Genomic DNA, 18,577 nt, shown 5'->3' on the forward strand with positions numbered 1-18,577 from the left:
GTGCCGGCACTGCGCGGGGCCGCTGGAGGCGCCCGAGCAGCACGCGCTGCGGTGCGCGTGGTGCGGGCGCGGCGAGCCCGACTGGCACTGTGCCGAGTGCGGCTCCCCGCGGCTGCGGGCCAGCGTGGTGGGCGCGGGGCGCACGGCCGAGGAGCTGGGCCGGGCGTTTCCGGCGGTCCCGGTCCGGACCTCGGGGCGGGACCACGTCCTCGATGCGGTACCTGCGCGGCCCGCCCTGGTGGTCAGCACCCCGGGCGCCGAGCCGGTCGCGGAGGGCGGCTACGCGGCCGCGCTGCTGCTGGACGGGTGGGCCCTGCTGGGCCGCCCCGACCTGCGGGCCGCCGAGGAGGCGCTACGGCGCTGGACGGACGCGGCATCCCTGGTGCGGGGGCAGGCCGAGGGCGGCACGGTCGTCGTGGTGGCCGAGCCGACCCTGCGGCCCGTGCAGGCGCTGGTGCGCTGGGACCCGGTGGGCCACGCCCAGCGCGAACTGGCCGAGCGGGCGGAGCTCGGCTTCCCTCCGGTGTCCCGGATGGCGTCGGTGGCCGGGCCCCCGGAGGCCGTCGCGGGGTTTCTCGCGGCGGCCGAGCTTCCCCCGGACGCCGAGGTACTGGGACCGGTACCCGTGCGTCCCTCCGTGCCGGGCGGTCCACGCCGGACGGGCGCTCCCCCGCCGGGCGAGCTGTGGGAGCGGGCCCTGGTACGGGTGCCCCCGGGCAGCGGCCAGGCTCTGGCAGCCGCGCTCAAGCGGGCCCAGGCGGCCCGGACGGCGGCGCGGCGCGGGGACCAGGTGGGGCCGGTGCGGCTACGGATCGACCCGCTGGACATCGGGTGAGGAGGACGGATCCTCAAGCTCTGGAGGGATCGGGATCAGGCCCTCCAGAGCTTGAGGACGTGCTCCCCCGAACTCTTCGGGCAGGGGGCCTTCACGGCGCGATTCCGGGGGCGGCACCCCCGGTTCAGGGACGGGGCGGGGGAAGACTCCCGCTCAGCCGTTGCGGGGCGACGGAAACGCCGGGCGGGCCTCGTCCCGCATGGACGTCGGCTGCGGCGGCATGGAGCGTGCCGCGGGCACCGACGCCACCGGCTGGCCCGCCGGGACCGTCCGCGTCCCGCCCGTCTCCCCGTCTGCCTCCGCCGTGGCGGCCTGCTGGGCCGCCGCACGCCGCGAGCCGTAACGGCGGTGCACCGCCTGCTTGGTGACCCCGAGCGCCGAGCCCACCGCGTCCCACGAGAACCCGAGCGAACGGTCGAAGTCCACCGCGGCGGTCACCAGCGTCTCGACACTGTCCCGCAGCTCCTGCGCGAGCCGCACCGTGGGGGCCGGAGCCCTGCCGTAGACGACGAAGCCCGTCGACGGGCCGGAGCGGCGCGGGCGGTAGACATTGCCCAGCTGGGCGGTGAGCGTGCGCAGGGCGTCCACCTGCCGGCGGACCCGCTCGATGTCCCGCACCAACAGGTGCAGGCTTGCCCGGGCTTGGGCGTCGTGGGTTGCGTGGTCGGCCATCGACAAGCCTCTCGAACCGGCGTTGAAAAGGGACGGGCCGCATACGAGGGCGGCCCGATACGGTCAATCTCTCTTGACAACGCGCCACCCGTCGTGGGGTCACGCACGAGGGGCGTATCCGCATATGCGCAGGGCGCACGGATATTCGTACGCCCCCTGCGGCAGCCGCGCCCTTAGACTGGTGCGCTGCGTTTTCCGGGGGACGGCCTCGGGACTCCCGACTCCAGGTGCGAGGGGTCCTGTGCTTTCCCGGGAGACACCCCCTCTCCGGCCCCCGGCCGTACTCCGTCCGCCCGGCTCCCGGCAGCACGAGGTACAACGAGTGCGGTGCTTTCCCTGGGGCAACCCCCGGACCCCCGGCCGCACTCCGCCCGCCCGCTCCTGACAACACGAGGTACAACGAGTGAAGCTTGTCTTCGCAGGCACCCCCGAGGTCGCCGTGCCCGCCCTGGACGCCCTGATCGCCTCGGACCGCCATGAGGTGGCCGCCGTGGTCACCCGGCCCGACGCGCCCGCCGGGCGGGGGCGACGGCTGGTCGCCAGCCCGGTGGCCGAGCGGGCCGCGGAGGCCGGGATCGAGGTGCTGAAGCCGGTCCGGCCGCGGGACGAGGACTTCCTGGCCCGGCTCCGGGAGATCGCGCCCGACTGCTGCCCCGTCGTCGCCTACGGGGCCCTGCTGCCCCGGGTCGCGCTCGACATCCCGCAGAACGGCTGGGTCAACCTGCACTTCTCGCTGCTGCCCGCCTGGCGTGGTGCCGCGCCGGTGCAGCACTCGCTGATGGCCGGGGACGAGGTGACCGGCGCTTCGACGTTCCAGATCGAGGAGGGACTGGACTCGGGGCCCGTGTACGGGGTCGTCACCGAGGAGGTCCGCCCCACCGACACCAGCGGCGACCTGCTGACCCGGCTCGCGTTCGCAGGCGCCGGGCTGCTCGCCGCGACGATGGACGGCATCGAGGACGGCACGCTCAAGGCCGTGCCGCAGCCGGACGAGGGCGTCACGCTCGCGCCGAAGATCACGGTGGAGGACGCCCGGGTGGACTGGTCGGCCCCCGCGCTGCGGGTCGACCGCGTCGTACGCGGCTGCACACCCGCGCCCGGGGCGTGGACCCTGTTCCGGGGCGAGCGGCTGAAACTGGTGCAGGTGAAGCCCGTGCCGGAGCGGACCGACCTGGAGCCCGGCGAGATCGCGGCGGGGAAGAAGAACCTCTACGTGGGCACCGGCTCCCATGCGGTGGAACTCCTGTGGGTGCAGGCCCAGGGCAAGAAGCCCATGGGCGGCGCGGACTGGGCGCGGGGCGCCAGGCTCACGGCGGGGGAGAGGCTGGGCGCCTGAGACGCGCCGCACCGAGGCGGTCGCGCCGGTGGGCGGCGGATCATGGACGCGGACCGTGTCCGTGAGGAGGAGCGGACGGCCTCGACAGGTCCCCCGGCCGTCCCTCCGGCCGTGTCCCGGCCCGGTCTTCCGGCCGCCGGAGCAGGGGAGCACCGCCGACGAGGTGGTGGACCGGGCCCTCGTACCGGCCGATCGCCCTGTGACGTGCGGCGCCCGCGGCCGGCGCACAAGCCCGGCGCCCGCCCGGCGGCGGGCCGGGACTACGCTGGAACGGTTCGACCGAACCGAATCGCGGAGCACCTTTTGAGCGAGCAGCAGGCCGCACGTCGCCGTCCCTCCAAGCCGTACCGGCGCCCCAAGAAGGATCCCGTGCGGATTCTCGCGTTCGAGGCGTTGCGTGCCGTCGACGAGCGGGACGCGTACGCCAACCTCGTGCTGCCCCCGCTGCTGCGGAAGGCCCGGGAGAAGGGCGACTTCGAGGCGCGGGACGCGGCGCTGGCCACCGAGCTGGTGTACGGGACGCTGCGTCGGCAGGGCACGTACGACGCGATCATCGCCGCCTGCACCGACCGGCCGCTGCGGGAGGTCGATCCGCCCGTGCTGGACGTGCTGGCGCTGGGTGCCCACCAGCTGCTCGGCACGCGTATCCCCTCGCACGCCGCCGTGTCCGCGACAGTCGAACTGGCCCGCGTGGTGCTGGGCGACGGACGCGCCAAGTTCGTGAACGCCGTGCTGCGGCGGATCGCCCAGGACGACCTGGACGGGTGGCTGGAGCGGGTTGCCCCGCCGTACGAGGAGGACGCCGAGGACCACCTCGCCGTCGTGTACTCGCACCCGCGCTGGGTCGTGTCCGCTCTGTGGGACGCGCTGGGCGGGGGCCGGGCCGGTATCGAGGATCTCCTCGCCGCCGACAACGAGCGTCCGGAGGTGACTCTGGTGGCCCGGCCCGGGCGGGCCACCACCGGGGAGCTGCTGGACGCGCTCGGCGAGCAGGCGGGGCGCCCCGGCCGGTGGTCGCCCTACGCCGTGCGGCTCGCGGAGGGCGGAGAGCCGGGCGCACTCGACGCGGTCCGGGACGGGCGGGTCGGCGTGCAGGACGAGGGCAGTCAGCTGGTCGCCCTCGCCCTGGCCGCCGCGCCGCTCGACGGTCCCGACGAGCGGTGGCTCGACGGATGCGCCGGGCCCGGCGGCAAGGCGGCCCTGCTGGGGGCCCTCGCCGCCGAGCGGGGGGCCGCGCTGCTCGCGTCGGAGAAGCAGCCGCACCGTGCCCGGCTCGTCGCACGTGCGCTGGCCGGCAACCCGGGCCCGTACCAGGTCGTCACGGCCGACGGCACGCGTCCGCCGTGGCGGCCCGGGTCGTTCGACCGGGTGCTGGTCGACGTGCCCTGCTCGGGGCTCGGCGCTCTGCGGCGGCGCCCGGAGGCCCGCTGGCGCCGCCGGCCCGAGGACCTCGAAGGCTTCGCGCCGCTGCAGCGGGGGCTGCTGACCGAGGCCCTGCGAGCCGCGAGGACCGGCGGGGTCGTCGGGTACGCGACGTGCTCGCCGCATCTCGCCGAGACCCGCGCGGTCGTGGACGACGTCCTGAAGGGCCGGGGGGCGGCCGGGGACGTACGGGCCGAGCTGATCGACGCGCGGCCGCTGCTGCCGGGGGTCCCCGCGCTCGGGGACGGGCCCGACATCCAGCTGTGGCCGCATCTGCACGGCACGGACGCGATGTACCTGGCACTGCTGCGACGCGTGGGGTGACCGGCCCCGGAGGTCCCGGCCGGACGGAGGGCCCCGCCGGATTGGGCTCCTCCGGCGGCTGAGGGACGGGCTCCGGGAGCAGCATCCCGACCGGGAAGGGCGCCGCGAGAGCTGCCTCAGGGTGGTTTGCCGGGGTTGTGTGCATGTGTCATCCCGCTGTCGGCGGCCCGGCAGGGGATACGGGTCAACGCCGCCCGCGGGGCATGGCAGGCTTGGCTCATGGCCCAGATCAACCCCAGCATCCTGTCCGCCGACTTCGCCCGGCTCGCCGACGAGGCCCGTGCCGTCGAGGGGGCCGACTGGCTGCACGTCGACGTCATGGACAACCACTTCGTGCCCAACCTCACCCTGGGCGTCCCGATCGTCGAGTCCCTCAGCCGGGCCACGGACACCCCGCTGGACTGCCATCTCATGATCCAGGACCCGGACCGCTGGGCTCCCCAGTACGTCGAGGCCGGTGCCGGGTCGGTGACCTTCCACGTGGAGGCCGCCGCCGCGCCCGTGCGGCTGGCGCGGGAGATCCGGGCCAAGGGCGCCCGCGCCTCGATGGCGCTCAAGCCCGCCACGCCCGTCGAGCCGTTCGAGGATCTGCTCCCCGAGCTCGACATGCTGCTGATCATGACGGTTGAACCGGGCTTCGGCGGGCAGGCGTTCCTCGACATCATGCTGCCCAAGATCCGCCGCACCCGTGAGCTGATCTCCAAGCACGGCCTGGAGCTGTGGCTCCAGGTGGACGGCGGGGTGTCCGTCTCCACCATCGAAAGGTGCGCGGAGGCGGGAGCCGACGTCTTCGTCGCAGGGTCCGCCGTGTACGGCGCGGACGACCCCGGTGCCGCCGTGCGTGAGCTGCGTGACCAGGCCACTCGGGCGACCTCGGGGGCGGCCTGGGCGTGCGGCCACTGACCACGGCCGGCCACCAGTCGGTCACCGGCAGATGAACGCAAACCAACAGGACTGATCAACCCTCTCCGGATCTGCAAGGATGGGCGACCCGGAGTGCGAACAGCAGTGAGGAGAACGCGGTGTCTGCAATGTCGGCGGGACGTCCAGCCCTGCGGATGGGACCCGCGGAGCTGGTGCAGGCGGCGGCCATGGCCCGCCGCTTCTACCTGGAGGGCAAATCCAAGATCCAGATCGCTGAGGAGTTCGGCGTGAGCCGCTTCAAGGTGGCCCGGGTCCTGGAGACCGCCCTGGAGCGGGATCTCGTGCGGATCGAGATCCGGGTCCCGGCCGAACTGGACGCGGAGCGGTCCGACGCCCTGCGTGCCCGCTACGGTCTGCGCCACGCCGTCGTCGTGGAGTCCCCCGCCGAGGGCGAGGACGAATCGCCCGACCCGGAGAACCTGGGCGAGGTCGCCGCCGACCTGCTCGGCGAGCTGGTGGCCGAGGGCGACGTCCTCGGCCTGGCCTGGGGCCGGTCCACCATCCACATGGCCGCCGCCCTCGACCGGCTCCCCCCGTGTACCGTCGTCCAGCTGACCGGCGTGTACGACGCGGGCACCGCCGAGCGCGGCTCCGTCGAGGCCGTCCGCCGAGCCGCCCAGGTCTCCGGCGGCGAGGCCCACCCGATCTACGCGCCCATGCTGCTGCCCGACCCGGCCACCGCCGCCGCGCTGCGCGAGCAGACCGGCATCGCCCGGGCCTTCGAGTACTTCGACAAGGTCACGGTGGCCGCGGTGTCCATCGGCTCCTGGGAGCCGGGTGTGTCCACCGTCCACGACATGCTGTCCGACGAGGAGCGTGCCCACTACGCCTCGCTCGGTGTCGCGGCCGAGATGTCCGCTCACCTCTTCGACGCCTCCGGCCGCCGTGTCGGGCGCGACCTGGGGGAGCGGTGCATCACCGTCGAGGCCGACCGGCTGCGCCGGATCCCCGAGGTCGTCGCCATCGCGGGCGGGCGACGCAAGGCCGCCGCCATCGGAGCCGTACTGCGCTCCGGTCTGGTCACCAGCCTGGTCACCGACACCGTCGCCGCCGACCACCTGCTCACCGAGTCCGAGCCCGGGCCGCGCCCCGCGCTGGAGCGCTTCGACCCGGACAACGCCTGAGGAGCCGTATCGGGCGGCAGCTCTCCCACGTTTGGAGGAATCTCCCAGGTCACCCGCTGTGACCTGGAGGTTTCGCCTGGGGTTCGAACGCCCGTAGGCATGGGAGAATGAAGTACGTGCTTTTCCCTCTGGCTGAGATGCCCGGGGGCCGCCTCCGAACGACTGGATGTTCAGCACGTGCGTTTCCTCAATGACCTGAAGCCGCCGTACGACCTCACGTACGACGATGTGTTCATGGTGCCTAGCCGCTCGGCCGTCGGCTCCCGCCAGGGCGTGGACCTCTCCACCCCCGACGGCACCGGCACCACCGTCCCTCTGGTCGTCGCCAACATGACCGCCATCGCGGGCCGCCGGATGGCCGAGACCGTCGCCCGCCGCGGCGGCCTCGTCGTGATCCCCCAGGACATCCCGATCGACGTCGTCACCGATGTCGTCTCCTGGGTCAAGAGCCGCCACCTGGTCCTCGACACGCCGATCGTGCTGGAACCGCACCAGACCGTCGCCGACGCCCTGTCCCTGCTGCCCAAGCGGGCGCACAACGCCGGGGTGGTCGTGGACGGCGACCACAAGCCGGTCGGCGTCGTCACGGACCGGGATCTGAACGGTGTGGACCGCTTCACCCAGCTGTCCGAGGTCATGTCCCGGGACCTGCTCCTGCTCGACGCCGGAATCGACCCCCGCGAGGCGTTCAACACCCTCGACCACCACAACCGCCGCTACGCCCCGGCGGTCGACGGGGACGGTCGCCTCGCGGGCATCCTGACCCGCAAGGGCGCCCTGCGCGCCACCCTGTACACCCCCGCCGTCGACGAGCGCGGACGGCTGCGCATCGCCGCCGCCGTCGGCATCAACGGCGATGTGGCGGGCAAGGCCAAGCAACTGCTGGACGCGGGCGTCGACGCCCTTGTCATCGACACGGCGCACGGCCACCAGGAGTCGATGATCAGCGCGATCAGGGTGGTGCGCGGTCTCGACCCCCACGTCCCGGTCGTCGCGGGGAACATCGTCTCCGCCGAGGGCGTCAAGGACCTCGTCGACGCGGGTGCCGACATCATCAAGGTCGGCGTGGGCCCCGGCGCCATGTGCACCACGCGCATGATGACCGGCGTGGGCCGCCCCCAGTTCTCCGCCGTGATGGAGTGCGCCGCGGAGGCGAGGAAGTACGGCAAGCACGTGTGGGCCGACGGCGGCGTGCGGCACCCGCGCGATGTCGCCATGGCGCTCGCCGCCGGTGCGTCCAACGTCATGGTCGGCTCGTGGTTCGCGGGCACGTACGAGTCCCCGGGAGACCTCCAGCAGGACGCCGACGGGCGCCTCTACAAGGAGTCCTTCGGCATGGCCTCCGCGCGTGCCGTCCGCAACCGCACCAGCGAGGAGTCCGCCTACGACCGGGCCCGCAAGGCGCTGTTCGAAGAGGGCATCTCCACCTCGCGCATGTACCTCGACCCGGCCCGACCGGGTGTCGAGGACCTGATCGACTCGATCATCGCGGGCGTCCGCTCGTCCTGCACCTACGCCGGTGCCGCCTCCGTCGAGGAGTTCGCCGAGAAGGCCATCGTCGGCGTCCAGAGCGCCGCCGGATACGCCGAGGGCAAGCCGCTGCACGCCAGCTGGAGCTGACGCTCCGGATCCACGAGGAGCCGCCCCTGCATCCGCAGGGGCGGCTCCTTCGTTTCGATGGCCGACGGGGCTTCCGAAGGCACCCATATGCGGATTCGTGCAGCAGCGCACAATGTTTTCCCGTCTGCGCCCGAAGCGTGCAATGATCATCTGCCGATGCGCAACAACGATGCATTACGACTGCGACGCCCGGGGACTTAGGCTCTGGGCTCGTACCTGGAGTGGCGGTGACCGTCTGCTCGGCGGTCCCCTGCCCCCTGGGCTCCTTCGCGGGCTGTTTTCCCGCTGCCCTGCCGCCGTCGGTCACCCCCGCCCCGACCCCCGCAGTGATGAAGGAGCCTCGCAGTGCTCGACCACGGCGCAGCGCCACCGGCCACCGAGCCGTCCGCCCCGAAGCCCCCCACAGCCTCCCCGCTCGCCGCCCTCGCGCGACGCAAGCCGGTGGAGACGCTGGTCAAGGAGGGTGGCCAGGGCGAGGGCGGCTCGCTCCGCCGCTCGCTGACCATGTGGCAGCTCACGATGATCAGCATCGGTGCCACGCTCGGTACCGGCATCTTCGTCGTGCTCGGCGAGGCCACGCCGCTCGCCGGTCCCGCGGTCGCGATCTCCTTCGTCATCGCGGGCCTCACGGCCCTCTTCTCGGCGCTCTCCTACGCCGAGCTGGCCGGCTCGATACCGGTCTCCGGCTCCTCGTACTCATATGCGTACGCAACGATGGGTGAACTCATCGCCTGGGTCTGCGGCTGGTGCCTGGTCCTGGAGTACGGCGTCTCGGTCTCGGCTGTGGCGGTCGGCTGGGGCGAGTACCTGAACGAGCTGCTCGACGGAATCCTCGGCGTGACCATCCCCGAGGCGGTCTCCGCGCCGATCGGCGAGGGCGGCTTCATCAACCTCCCCGCCCTCGTCGTGGTCCTGCTGGCGATGGTCTTCCTGATGGGCGGCGCCAAGGAGAGCGCCCGCATCAACACGATCATGGTCGTGGTGAAGATCGTGACGCTGCTGCTCTTCATCGGCATCGGCTTCCTCGGCATCAAGGCGGGCAACTACACCCCGCTCGCCCCGCTCGGCGTCGCCGGCATCAACGCCGCCGCGGCCACCCTGTTCTTCTCGTACATCGGCTTCGACGCCGCCTCGACCGCCGGCGAGGAGGCCAAGGACCCCAAGCGGGACCTGCCGCGCGCGATCATGCTCTCGCTGCTGATCGTCACCGTGCTGTACTGCCTGGTCGCGCTCGTCGCCGTCGGCGCCATGCCGTGGCAGGACTTCGAGGGCACCGAGGCGGCCCTCGCGCAGATCCTGAAGGACGTCACCGGCCAGAGCTTCTGGGGTGTCGTGCTCGCCGCGGGCGCGGTCGTCGCCATCGCCAGCGTCGTCTTCGCCGTCCTGTACGGCCAGACCCGCATCCTCTTCGCGATGTCCCGCGACGGCCTGGTGCCCAAGGTCTTCGCCAAGGTCGACCCGAAGACCGGCACCCCGCGCGCCAACGTCGTGATCGTCTCGCTGTTCTGCGGCACCCTCGCCGCGTTCATCCCGCTGAGTGAACTGGCCAACGCCACCAGCATCGGCACGCTCTTCGCCTTCGCGCTGGTCAACGTCGCCGTCGTCGTCCTGCGCTACACGCGGCCCGACATGAACCGCACCTTCAAGGTGATGCTGTTCCCGGTCACCCCGATCCTGGGCTTCCTCTTCTGCGCCTACAACATGCTCGGCCTGCCCGCCGTCACCTGGATGTGGTTCGGCGGCTGGATGGCCGCGGGCCTCGTGTTCTACTTCCTGTACGGCATGCGCCGTTCCCGATTGGCCACTGCAGAGAAGTGATCCCCCGCTCGTGCGACTGAACGACCTCGACGAACGCATCGTCCACGCCCTCGCGGAAGACGCCCGCCGCAGCTACGCCGACATCGGCTCGCTCGTCGGACTGTCCGCACCCGCCGTGAAGCGCCGCGTGGACCGGCTCCGGGCCGAAGGTGCCATCACCGGCTTCACCGTACGGGTGGACCCGGCGGCGCTCGGCTGGGAGACCGAGGGGTTCATCGAGATCTACGCACGCAGCAACACCTCGCCCGAGACCATCCAGCGCGGTCTCGAGCGGTATCCGGAAGTCGCGTCCGCCTCCACCGTGACGGGGGAGGCGGACGCGATCGTCCAGGTCTTCGCGTCGGACATGCGGCACTTCGAGCGGGTGCTGGAACGCATCGCCGGGGAGCCGTTCGTGGAGCGGACCAAGTCCGTGCTGGTGCTGTCGCCGCTGCTGCGACGGTTCTCCTCCGGCTCGCCCGCGTAGCCCCGAGGGGCCGTGACCCGGCCGTCCTTGAAGTGGCCGAAGGAGAACGTGCCGTTCGCCTTCAGCGGTTCCGTGGCGTCCTCCGCCGCCAGGTGCGCGTCGAAGCTGAACGTGATGTCCTCACCCGCCGGGCGGTACAGCTTCGCCGTGCCGGTGAGCGCGGCTGCCTCCCGCACCTCGCCGGGACGGCGCCCCTCCTCCCAGGCCGCCGCGGCGGAGCCCGTGGCCCCGGCCGTGAACAGCAGCGCGGCAACTGACGCGGCGATCTTCGTACGGCGGTTCATGGCGGTCCCTTCTCCCCTGTTCGGACGTCCCCGGCTGTCCCGTCGCGCCCGCCCCAGGCACATCGCGCCACATCGGGTCCCGTCTCCGCCGCCCGGCGGAGAGGGCCGTACGGCCCTGGTCCCACCGGCGTGCAACGAATCACCGCCCAGTCGCCGGATCGCGCAACGGTTCGACGGTCGGTCCGCAACGGTCGCGCCTTGTCCGGGGAAACTCCCGGACCGTACCGTTTTGGCATCCCCTCCTGACCCCGCCCCCGCCGCACCCGACGAGGTTCCCGCCCATGCCGCCGCTGCGTACCGCCCTGCTCCAGAGCTCCGGACAGCTCGGTGACGTGGCTGCCAACCTCAAGGTCCTCGACGGAGCCGCGGCCCGCGCGGCGGCCACGGGTGCCGGGCTGCTGGTCGCGCCGGAGATGTTCCTGACCGGGTACGCCATCGACGGGGACGTCCAGCGGCTGGCCGAGCCCGCCGACGGTGACGCCGCCGACGCGGTCGCGGAGATCGCCGCCCGGCACGGCATCGCCCTCGCCTACGGCTACCCCGAGCGGGACGGCGAGGCGGTCTACAACTCCGCACAGCTCATCGGCCCCGACGCCACCCGCCTCGCGAACTACCGCAAGACCCACCTGTACGGCGACTTCGAGCAGAAGTGGTTCACTCCCGGCGACCGGCCGGTCGTCCAGGCGGAGCTCGGCGGACTGAGGGTCGGCCTGATGATCTGCTACGACGTGGAGTTCCCCGAGAACGTCCGCGCGCACGCCCTGGCCGGGACCGACCTGCTGCTGGTGCCCACCGCGCTCATGCACCCCGCTCAGGTGGTGGCCCGGGCGGTCGTGCCGGTGCGCGCCTTCGAGAACCAGCTCTACATCGCGTACGCCAACCGCACCGGCCCCGAAGGCGCCTTCGAGTTCGTCGGGCTGTCCGCGCTCGCCGGCCCCGACGGCACCGCCCGCGCCCGCGCCGGGCACGGCGAGGAGCTGGTCACCGGCGACGCCGACCCCGAGCTGCTCCGCCGGTCCCGCGCGGAGAACCCGTACCTCCAGGACCGGCGCCCGGCCCTGTACGCCTCGCTCGTCTGAGCCCGCACCCCGCATCCCCCCTCGTTCCGTCACCCGCGCAAGGAGTCCGCACCCCATGACGTCCACGGTGCCCAACGCCGTCCAGCACACCGACGCGCAGCAGCCGCCGATCACCATGTTCGGCCCGGACTTCCCCTACGCGTACGACGACTTCCTCGCCCACCCGGCGGGGCTCGGCCAGATCCCGGCGACCGAGCACGGCACCGAGGTCGCGGTCATCGGCGGTGGCCTGTCCGGCGTCGTCGCCGCGTACGAGCTGATGAAGATGGGCCTCAAGCCGGTCGTGTACGAGGCCGACCAGCTCGGTGGCCGCCTTCGCACGGTCGGCTTCGAGGGGGTCGACGACGAGGTCAACTGCGAGCTGGGCGCGATGCGCTTCCCGCCTTCCTCCACCGCCCTCCAGCACTACATCGACCTGGTCGGCCTGGAGACCAGGCCGTTCCCGAACCCGCTGGCCGAGGCCACCCCGTCGACCGTCGTCGACCTGAAGGGCGAGAGCCACTACGCGGAGACCATCGACGACCTGCCGCAGGTCTACCGCGACGTCGCGGAGGCGTGGAACGCCTGCCTGGAGGAGGGCGCCGACTTCTCCGACATGAACCGCGCCCTGCGCGAGCGTGACGTCCCGAAGATCCGCGAGATCTGGGCCAAGCTCGTCGAGAAGCTCGACAACCAGACCTTCTACGGCTTCCTCTGCGAGTCGGAGGCGTTCAAGTCCTTCCGGCACCGCGAGATCTTCGGCCAGGTCGGCTTCGGTACCGGCGGCTGGGACACCGACTTCCCCAACTCCATCCTGGAGATCCTCCGGGTCGTCTACACCGAGGCCGACGACCACCACCGCGGCATCGTCGGCGGCAGCCAGCAGCTCCCGCTGCGGCTGTGGGAGCGCGAGCCCGAGAAGATCGTCCACTGGGCGCCGGGCACCTCGCTGCAGTCGCTGCACGGCGGCGACCCGAAGCCCGCGGTGACCCGGCTGCACCGCACGGCCGGAAACCGGATCACGGTCACCGACGCCAACGGCGACATCCGGACGTACCAGGCGGCGATCTTCACCGCCCAGTCCTGGATGCTGCTGTCCAAGATCGAGTGCGACGACTCGCTCTTCCCGATCGACCACTGGACGGCCATCGAGCGCACCCACTACATGGAGTCGAGCAAGCTCTTCGTCCCGGTCGACAGGCCGTTCTGGCTGGACAAGGCCGTCGATGACAGCGGAAGCCCGACCGGCCGGGACGTCATGTCGATGACGCTGACCGACCGCATGACCCGGGGCACGTACCTGCTGGACAACGGCCCGGACAAGCCGGCCGTCATCTGCCTCTCGTACACCTGGTGCGACGACAGCCTCAAGTGGCTGCCGCTGTCCGCGAACGAGCGGATGGAGGTCATGCTGAAGTCGCTCGGCGAGATCTACCCGACGGTCGACATCCGGAAGCACATCATCGGCAACCCGGTGACCGTGTCCTGGGAGAACGAGCCCTACTTCATGGGCGCGTTCAAGGCCAACCTGCCGGGCCACTACCGCTACCAGCGCCGCCTCTACACGCACTTCATGCAGGAACGGCTGCCCGAGGACAAGCGCGGCATCTTCCTCGCGGGCGACGACATCTCCTGGACGGCCGGGTGGGCCGAGGGCGCCATCCAGACCGCGCTGAACGCGGTGTGGGGCGTCATGCACCAGCTCGGCGGCGAGACGGACCCGACCAACCCCGGCCCGGGCGACCTGTTCGACGAGATCGCGCCGGTGGAACTGCCGGAGGACTGACCCCGGTCCGAGGGGCTCAGGCCCAGGTCTCAGCCCAGGGGCGTGAGCAGCATCCGCCCCACCAGGCCGACGGAGCGGTCGAGGCGTTCGGTGAACTCCTCGGCCAGCTCCGCCGCGAGGCCGCCGGCCGGCAGCCGGTCCAGCTGCCACAGTGAGCGGGCCGCGAGCCACGCCCCGTCGCGGGCCCGCTCCAGGCTCCAGCTGCCCAGCAGATGCGTCAGCGGGTCCGCGACCTCCAGCAGGTCCGGACCCGGCATCAGTTCCTCGCGGATCCGCTCCTCCAGCAGCACGAGGATCTCGCCCACCTGATCGAACTCATCCTCCAGCGCGGCGGGTGCGCAGCCGAGCGTACGGCAGGTGTCCACCACGGCCAGGGCCAGGTCGTGCCCGATGTGCGCGTTGATACCCGCCAGCGCGAACTGCAGCGGACGTACGCCGGGATGGCGCCGGTACTCGAACAGCGGGCGCCAGCAGGCCGGTGGCCGGCGGCCTGCGTCAGCCGCGTCGACCGCCGCGAGATAGCGCTGCGCGAACCGTACGACCAGGGTGACCGCCTCCACCCGCTCGCGGAACTCACCTGCGCGGACGCGGCGTCCGATCTCCTCCGTGACGCTCAGATAGACCCGGTTGAAGACCGCCACCCCGTCCTGCTCGGGCCACCGTGCGCGCAGCGCCCGCATCCGCTCGGCCACCGAGTCCACCGACAGGAACTCCTCGATCTGCGTCATGGGGGAAGGGTCCCAGTCGTTAGCCTCGCCCGGGGAGTCCCCGGACGGGGCTTCCCCGGAACGGGCGAGGGGGCAGGGGATGTCCACGGGCGCACGGGTCCAGCGGCGGAGGGAACGGCTCGCCCGGCGGCGTGCCCGGCGCCGTCACACCATGGCGGCGGTGGCGACCGCGGTGGCGCTGGCCGGTGCGCTGACCGTGCTGCCGTCGGGGGCGGACGGCGGCCCCGCGCCGGTACGGGACCGGGCGTCGCCCTCGCGCGGTGCTGGGCCGACCGTGGCCTCGGACGGGACCTCGCAGCCGTCCGGTCCGCCTGTGCCGGCACCTGAACCCTCGCCGACCCGGGCTGGGCCGAGGCCGGTTCCCGACGCGGAGGTGCGGACTTCCGCCCCGACGACTCCGGACGGGACGCCCGAGGCGTCCGATTCCCCCGAACACCGGCCCGGTCCACATCCGGCGGAGGCGGCGGCCGGTCCGCTGGACGGACTCGACCTCTACCGCCACCCGAGGACCCAGGCCCTGGAGTGGCTCCGGAGCAACCCCGGCGACCGGCGCCGGGACCTCATCGACTCCCGGATCGCGCAGGTCCCGGTGGCCCTGTGGTTCACGTCCCACGATCCGGGAGCGATCCGGAGCCGGGTCCGCGCGGTCACCGCAGCGGCGGAGGCCCAGGCGCGGCTCCCCGTGCTCGTCCCGTACGTCATCCCGCACCGCGACTGCGGGGGCGCGTCGGGCGGGGGCGCGCCGAGTCACGCGGCGTACGACGGATGGATGCGGGAGTTCGCGGCGGGGCTGGGGGGCGGGCCGGTGATCGTGGTGCTGGAGCCGGACTCCCTGGCCATGGCCGACTGCCTGCCCGCCGGCCGGCGCGCGGACCGGTACGCGTCACTGGCCCGCGCGGCCCGCGCGCTGAAGGCGGGCAACGCCCGGGCACGGGTCTACTTCGACGCGGGAAGTTCGGCCTGGCACCCGGCCGCCGAGATGGCCCGGGTGCTGCGGGCGGCCGGGGCGGTGGAGCACGGGGACGGGGTCTTCACCAACGTGTCGCAGTACCACCGCACCGAGGACGAGGCGGCCTACGCTCGCGCGGTGCTCGCCGCGCTGGGAGCTCCGGCCCGCCACGGCGCGGTCATCGACACGGGGCGCAACGGCAACGGGCCGCCGGTGCCGGGGCCGGACGCCTGGTGCGACCCGCCGGGGCGCGGCGTCGGGCAGCCGCCGACCACCGGTACGGGGGCCGATCGCATCGACGCCTACCTGTGGGTCAAGCCCCCGGGCGAGTCCGACGGCTGCCGGGGTCTGCCGGGGGCGTTCTCGCCGGACTACGCGTACGAGCTGGCCTCCGGCGGTTCCTTCCGCTAGCCCGCCCCGCCCCGGAGCAGGACTCCGTCTCCGGCCCCCTGCCGCGCGCGGGGGAGTCCGCCCTCCCCCGCTGTCTCCGGTCGCGGGACGGGTGCGCCGAGGCCGGAAGGCGTCGGCCGGCCATGGCGGAGGGACGCTGGTACGGGCTTCGCCGCCGCCGGGGTTCTCCGGCCCGGCCCTCAGGGACGGGAGGCTCCCGTGGGCGCCTCGGGCGTGGGCTTCCGGGCGGTGGCACGGCTGCGGGCGCCCAGGATGCCCGCGCCCGCGACCAGCCCCAGGCACAGCAGGGTGACCAGGGTGAAGGAGGCCGTCAGGGACGTCAGGTCGGCCAGGCCGCCGATGGCCGAGGGGGCGATCAGGCCCGAGGTGTACGTGATGGTGGCGACGCCCGCGATGGCCTGGCTCGGGTCCGGCCCGCTGCGGGCCGCCGCCGCGAACGCCAGCGGGACCACGACCGCCACGCCCAGTCCGATGAGGCCGAAGCCCGCCATCGCGGCCGCCGGGTGCGGCGCGGCCACCACCAGCGCGCCGCCCGCAGTGGCCGCCGCGCCCCCGGCCCGTACCGTCCGCACCGCGCCGAACCGGTCCACGACCCGGTCGCCCAGCAGACGCGCCACCGCCATCGTCAGCGCGAACGCGGTCGTGGAGGCGGCGGCAAGCGCGGCCGAGGTCCCCAGGCGGTCCCTGAGATAGACCGCCGACCAGTCCAGGCTGGCGCCCTCCGCGAACACCCCGCAGAAGCCGACCGCCCCGATCACCAGCGCCGACCTCGGCGGCAGTGCGAAGCGCGGCGGCGCCTCCTCGTCCCGCCCGCTCCGCACGTCCGGGACGCCCTGGCAGAAGAGCAGGCCCAGGGCGGTGAGCAGGAGCGCCGCCGACAGGTGGTGGAGGCGTGCGTCGGTGCCCAGATGCGCGGCGAGAGTGCCGCCCGCCGAGCCGAGCAGCGCACCCGCGCTCCACATGCCGTGCAGGCTCGACATGATGGAACGGCCCAGCCTGTTCTCCACCTCCACGCCCAGCGCGTTCATCGCCACGTCCGACATCCCGGACGTGGCGCCGAAGACGAGCAGCGCCGCGCACAGGCCGTAGACGTTCGGTGCCAGCGACGGCAGAGCCAGCGACAGCGTCCACAGCGCCAGCAGCCCGCGCAGCGCCGCGCGGGCGCCGTACCGGTGGCTCACGGCCCCCGCCAGAGGCATCGCCAGCGATGCTCCGATCGCCGGGAACGCGAGCGCCAGACCAAGCTGCCCCGCGCCGACGCCCGCGTGCTCCTGGATCCACGGGATCCGCGTCGCGAAGCTGCCGGTCACCGAGCCGTGCACACAGAAGACGGCGGCCACGGCGTACCGCGCCCGCCTCACCTGACCGGTGCCACGTCCTGCCCGGTCCCCGCCACGGCTCGTCCTCACCCCGTCGTACGGCACAGATCCTCCCCGATCCGTCCTGCGCAGCCCGGCTGTGTGCTGCCGAGGTAAGTTATCAGGAAGGTTTCCTGAAAGTAAGGTCTGGAAGGATCACGGCATGCCCACCGCCCCCGCCTCCCCCAGCACCGCCCGGGCCATCAACGACCGGCTCGCCCTGCGACTGCTCCAGGAGGAGGGTCCCCTGACGGCCGGCCGGCTCAAGCAGCTCACCGGGCTGTCCCGCCCGACCGTCGCGGACCTCGTCGAACGCCTCCAGCTGGCCGGTCTGGTCGAGGTCGTGGGGGAGACGGGCGCCGAGCGGCGCGGGCCCAACGCGCGGGTGTACGGGATCGTCTCCGGCCGTGCCCACCTGGCCGCCCTGGACGTACGGCTTCGCGGTGTCTCCGTGACCGTGACCGATCTGCTCGGGGTGCCGCTGGCCGAGGCGTCCGTGCCCGTCGACGGCGGCACCGCCACGGGCCCGGCCGTCGAACAGGCCGCCGCGCTCCTGGAACGCACGATCGAGGAGGCGGGCGCCTCCCGGCTCCACACCGTCGGCATCGGGGCGCCCGGGCTCGTGGACCCGGCCACCGGGACACTCCGCGACTCCGCGAAGCTGCCCGCATGGCACCGCCGCCTGGTCACCGTCCTGCGGGAGCGGCTGCCCGGTGCCGTGCTCGTCGAGAACGAGACCAATCTGGCCGCCGTGGCCGAGGCGCGCGAGGGCACCGCCCGGGACCGTGACACGTTCGTGCTGCTGTGGCTGAGCCACGGGGTGGGTGCGGCCGTGGTGCTGGACGGCTCCCTGCGGCGCGGGGCCTCCGGCGGCGCGGGTGAGCTGGGCTTTCTGCCGGTGCCCGGAACAGGCGCCCTGCCGTCCGCGACGGACTGCGCCGGCGGTTTCCACGCCCTGGTGGGCGCGGCGGCCCTACGAGACCTGGCCGCGGAGTACGGCCCGGTGGGCGGGGCGGACGACCTGGAGGCGGTGCTCGCGGCGCTGCGTGAACCGGCCGGTGCGTTCCTGGACGCTCTGGCCGGGCGCATCGCCCTCGGCGCGGCGGCGGTCGGCGCGGTCCTCGACCCGGGCTGCGTCGTCCTGGGCGGCGAGATCGGGCACGCGGGCGGACCCCGGCTGGCGGCCCGGGTCGAGGACCGGCTGTCCGCCTTGTCACCGCTGCGGACCGAGGTCCGGGCCGGTACGCTCGGCGGGCGCGCGGTGCTGCGGGGCGCGCTGCTCACCGCACGCGACGCCGCACAGGACGACCTGTTCGGCGGCCCGTCGCCGGGGCCACGCTGAAGCCCCGACCCCTCGCTCCTCGGGCGGAGCAGCCGAGTGCCCGGTCCCGTGCCGTGGCGCCCGGGGCCTCCGCCCCCGGGCCCCCGGCGGGCCGGGCGTCCGCGTCGGGAAGCCCCCGGA

The 18,577-nt window shown here is 73.4% G+C and carries 14 protein-coding genes and 1 pseudogene; 12 read left to right on the top strand and 3 right to left on the bottom strand.

The annotated features are described in order from the left end of the window. Window positions 1-835 (top strand): annotated as a pseudogene (locus I3F58_RS27260) (primosome assembly protein PriA); the annotation flags it as partial. 153 nt (window positions 836-988) lie between these two features. Here the strand turns inward: I3F58_RS27260 and I3F58_RS27265 are convergent. Continuing rightward, complete coding sequence (locus I3F58_RS27265) at window positions 989-1,507, bottom strand: hypothetical protein (RefSeq protein ID WP_240111373.1); 519 nt, start codon at window positions 1,505-1,507, stop codon at window positions 989-991. Window positions 1,508-1,910: 403 nt separating this feature from the next. Between I3F58_RS27265 and fmt the strand changes: the two genes are divergently transcribed. The 9 genes from fmt (at window position 1,911) to I3F58_RS27315 (ending at window position 13,669) form a co-directional block, all read left to right on the top strand. Next, a complete protein-coding gene (fmt, locus tag I3F58_RS27270) occupies window positions 1,911-2,843 on the top strand; it encodes a methionyl-tRNA formyltransferase (protein WP_240111374.1) in 933 nt (310 codons plus the stop codon). A gap of 303 nt (window positions 2,844-3,146) precedes the next feature. Next, window positions 3,147-4,589 carry an RsmB/NOP family class I SAM-dependent RNA methyltransferase gene (locus tag I3F58_RS27275; protein ID WP_240111375.1) on the top strand — a complete coding sequence of 481 codons (1,443 nt, stop codon included), beginning with the start codon at window positions 3,147-3,149 and terminating at the stop codon, window positions 4,587-4,589. Between the two features lie 219 nt (window positions 4,590-4,808). Next, the gene (rpe, locus tag I3F58_RS27280; protein ID WP_240111376.1) at window positions 4,809-5,492 is read left to right on the top strand and encodes a ribulose-phosphate 3-epimerase; all 684 of its coding nucleotides are present in this window, start codon (window positions 4,809-4,811) and stop codon (window positions 5,490-5,492) included. 128 nt (window positions 5,493-5,620) lie between these two features. Continuing rightward, entirely contained in the window at window positions 5,621-6,637 is a 1,017-nt protein-coding gene (locus I3F58_RS27285; protein ID WP_240111386.1) for a sugar-binding transcriptional regulator, read from the top strand. Between the two features lie 177 nt (window positions 6,638-6,814). Next, a complete protein-coding gene (locus tag I3F58_RS27290) occupies window positions 6,815-8,257 on the top strand; it encodes a GuaB1 family IMP dehydrogenase-related protein (RefSeq protein ID WP_240111377.1) in 1,443 nt (480 codons plus the stop codon). 345 nt (window positions 8,258-8,602) lie between these two features. After that, complete coding sequence (locus tag I3F58_RS27295; RefSeq protein ID WP_240111378.1) at window positions 8,603-10,075, top strand: amino acid permease; 1,473 nt, start codon at window positions 8,603-8,605, stop codon at window positions 10,073-10,075. A 10-nt stretch (window positions 10,076-10,085) separates the two neighbouring features. Further along, window positions 10,086-10,541 (top strand): Lrp/AsnC family transcriptional regulator, encoded by a 456-nt coding sequence (locus tag I3F58_RS27300; RefSeq protein ID WP_240111379.1) that lies wholly within the window; start codon window positions 10,086-10,088, stop codon window positions 10,539-10,541. 565 nt (window positions 10,542-11,106) lie between these two features. Further along, window positions 11,107-11,904 (top strand): carbon-nitrogen hydrolase family protein, encoded by a 798-nt coding sequence (locus I3F58_RS27310; RefSeq protein ID WP_240111380.1) that lies wholly within the window; start codon window positions 11,107-11,109, stop codon window positions 11,902-11,904. Between the two features lie 55 nt (window positions 11,905-11,959). Next, the gene (locus tag I3F58_RS27315; RefSeq protein ID WP_240111381.1) at window positions 11,960-13,669 is read left to right on the top strand and encodes an NAD(P)/FAD-dependent oxidoreductase; all 1,710 of its coding nucleotides are present in this window, start codon (window positions 11,960-11,962) and stop codon (window positions 13,667-13,669) included. Between the two features lie 29 nt (window positions 13,670-13,698). Here the strand turns inward: I3F58_RS27315 and I3F58_RS27320 are convergent, their stop codons facing one another. Next, on the bottom strand, window positions 13,699-14,397 hold the full coding sequence (locus I3F58_RS27320; protein WP_240111382.1) for a DUF5995 family protein: 699 nt from the start codon (window positions 14,395-14,397) through the stop codon (window positions 13,699-13,701). A gap of 79 nt (window positions 14,398-14,476) precedes the next feature. Between I3F58_RS27320 and I3F58_RS27325 the strand changes: the two genes are divergently transcribed. Then, entirely contained in the window at window positions 14,477-15,757 is a 1,281-nt protein-coding gene (locus I3F58_RS27325; protein WP_240111383.1) for a glycoside hydrolase family 6 protein, read from the top strand. Between the two features lie 179 nt (window positions 15,758-15,936). On the opposite strand, the gene I3F58_RS27330 is transcribed toward I3F58_RS27325, so the two are convergent. Further along, the gene (locus I3F58_RS27330; protein WP_240111384.1) at window positions 15,937-17,118 is read right to left on the bottom strand and encodes an MFS transporter; all 1,182 of its coding nucleotides are present in this window, start codon (window positions 17,116-17,118) and stop codon (window positions 15,937-15,939) included. Between the two features lie 160 nt (window positions 17,119-17,278). Between I3F58_RS27330 and I3F58_RS27335 the strand changes: the two genes are divergently transcribed. Next, the gene (locus tag I3F58_RS27335; RefSeq protein WP_240111385.1) at window positions 17,279-18,457 is read left to right on the top strand and encodes an ROK family transcriptional regulator; all 1,179 of its coding nucleotides are present in this window, start codon (window positions 17,279-17,281) and stop codon (window positions 18,455-18,457) included. The last annotated feature ends 120 nt before the right edge of the window (window positions 18,458-18,577 follow it).

The organism is Streptomyces sp. MUM 203J, assembly GCF_022414595.1.
In the GTDB taxonomy this organism is placed as follows: domain Bacteria; phylum Actinomycetota; class Actinomycetes; order Streptomycetales; family Streptomycetaceae; genus Streptomyces.

Excerpts from the sequence above, each read along its gene's own strand:
- I3F58_RS27315 (WP_240111381.1), top strand. The coding sequence starts at position 11,960 with ATGACGTCCACGGTGCCCAACGCCGTCCAGCACACCGACGCGCAGCAG.
- I3F58_RS27335 (WP_240111385.1), top strand. The coding sequence starts at position 17,279 with ATGCCCACCGCCCCCGCCTCCCCCAGCACCGCCCGGGCCATCAACGAC.
- rpe (WP_240111376.1), top strand. The coding sequence starts at position 4,809 with ATGGCCCAGATCAACCCCAGCATCCTGTCCGCCGACTTCGCCCGGCTC.
- I3F58_RS27320 (WP_240111382.1), bottom strand. The coding sequence starts at position 14,397 with ATGACGCAGATCGAGGAGTTCCTGTCGGTGGACTCGGTGGCCGAGCGG.
- I3F58_RS27310 (WP_240111380.1), top strand. The coding sequence starts at position 11,107 with ATGCCGCCGCTGCGTACCGCCCTGCTCCAGAGCTCCGGACAGCTCGGT.
- I3F58_RS27285 (WP_240111386.1), top strand. The coding sequence starts at position 5,621 with ATGTCGGCGGGACGTCCAGCCCTGCGGATGGGACCCGCGGAGCTGGTG.
- I3F58_RS27265 (WP_240111373.1), bottom strand. The coding sequence starts at position 1,507 with ATGGCCGACCACGCAACCCACGACGCCCAAGCCCGGGCAAGCCTGCAC.
- I3F58_RS27325 (WP_240111383.1), top strand. The coding sequence starts at position 14,477 with ATGTCCACGGGCGCACGGGTCCAGCGGCGGAGGGAACGGCTCGCCCGG.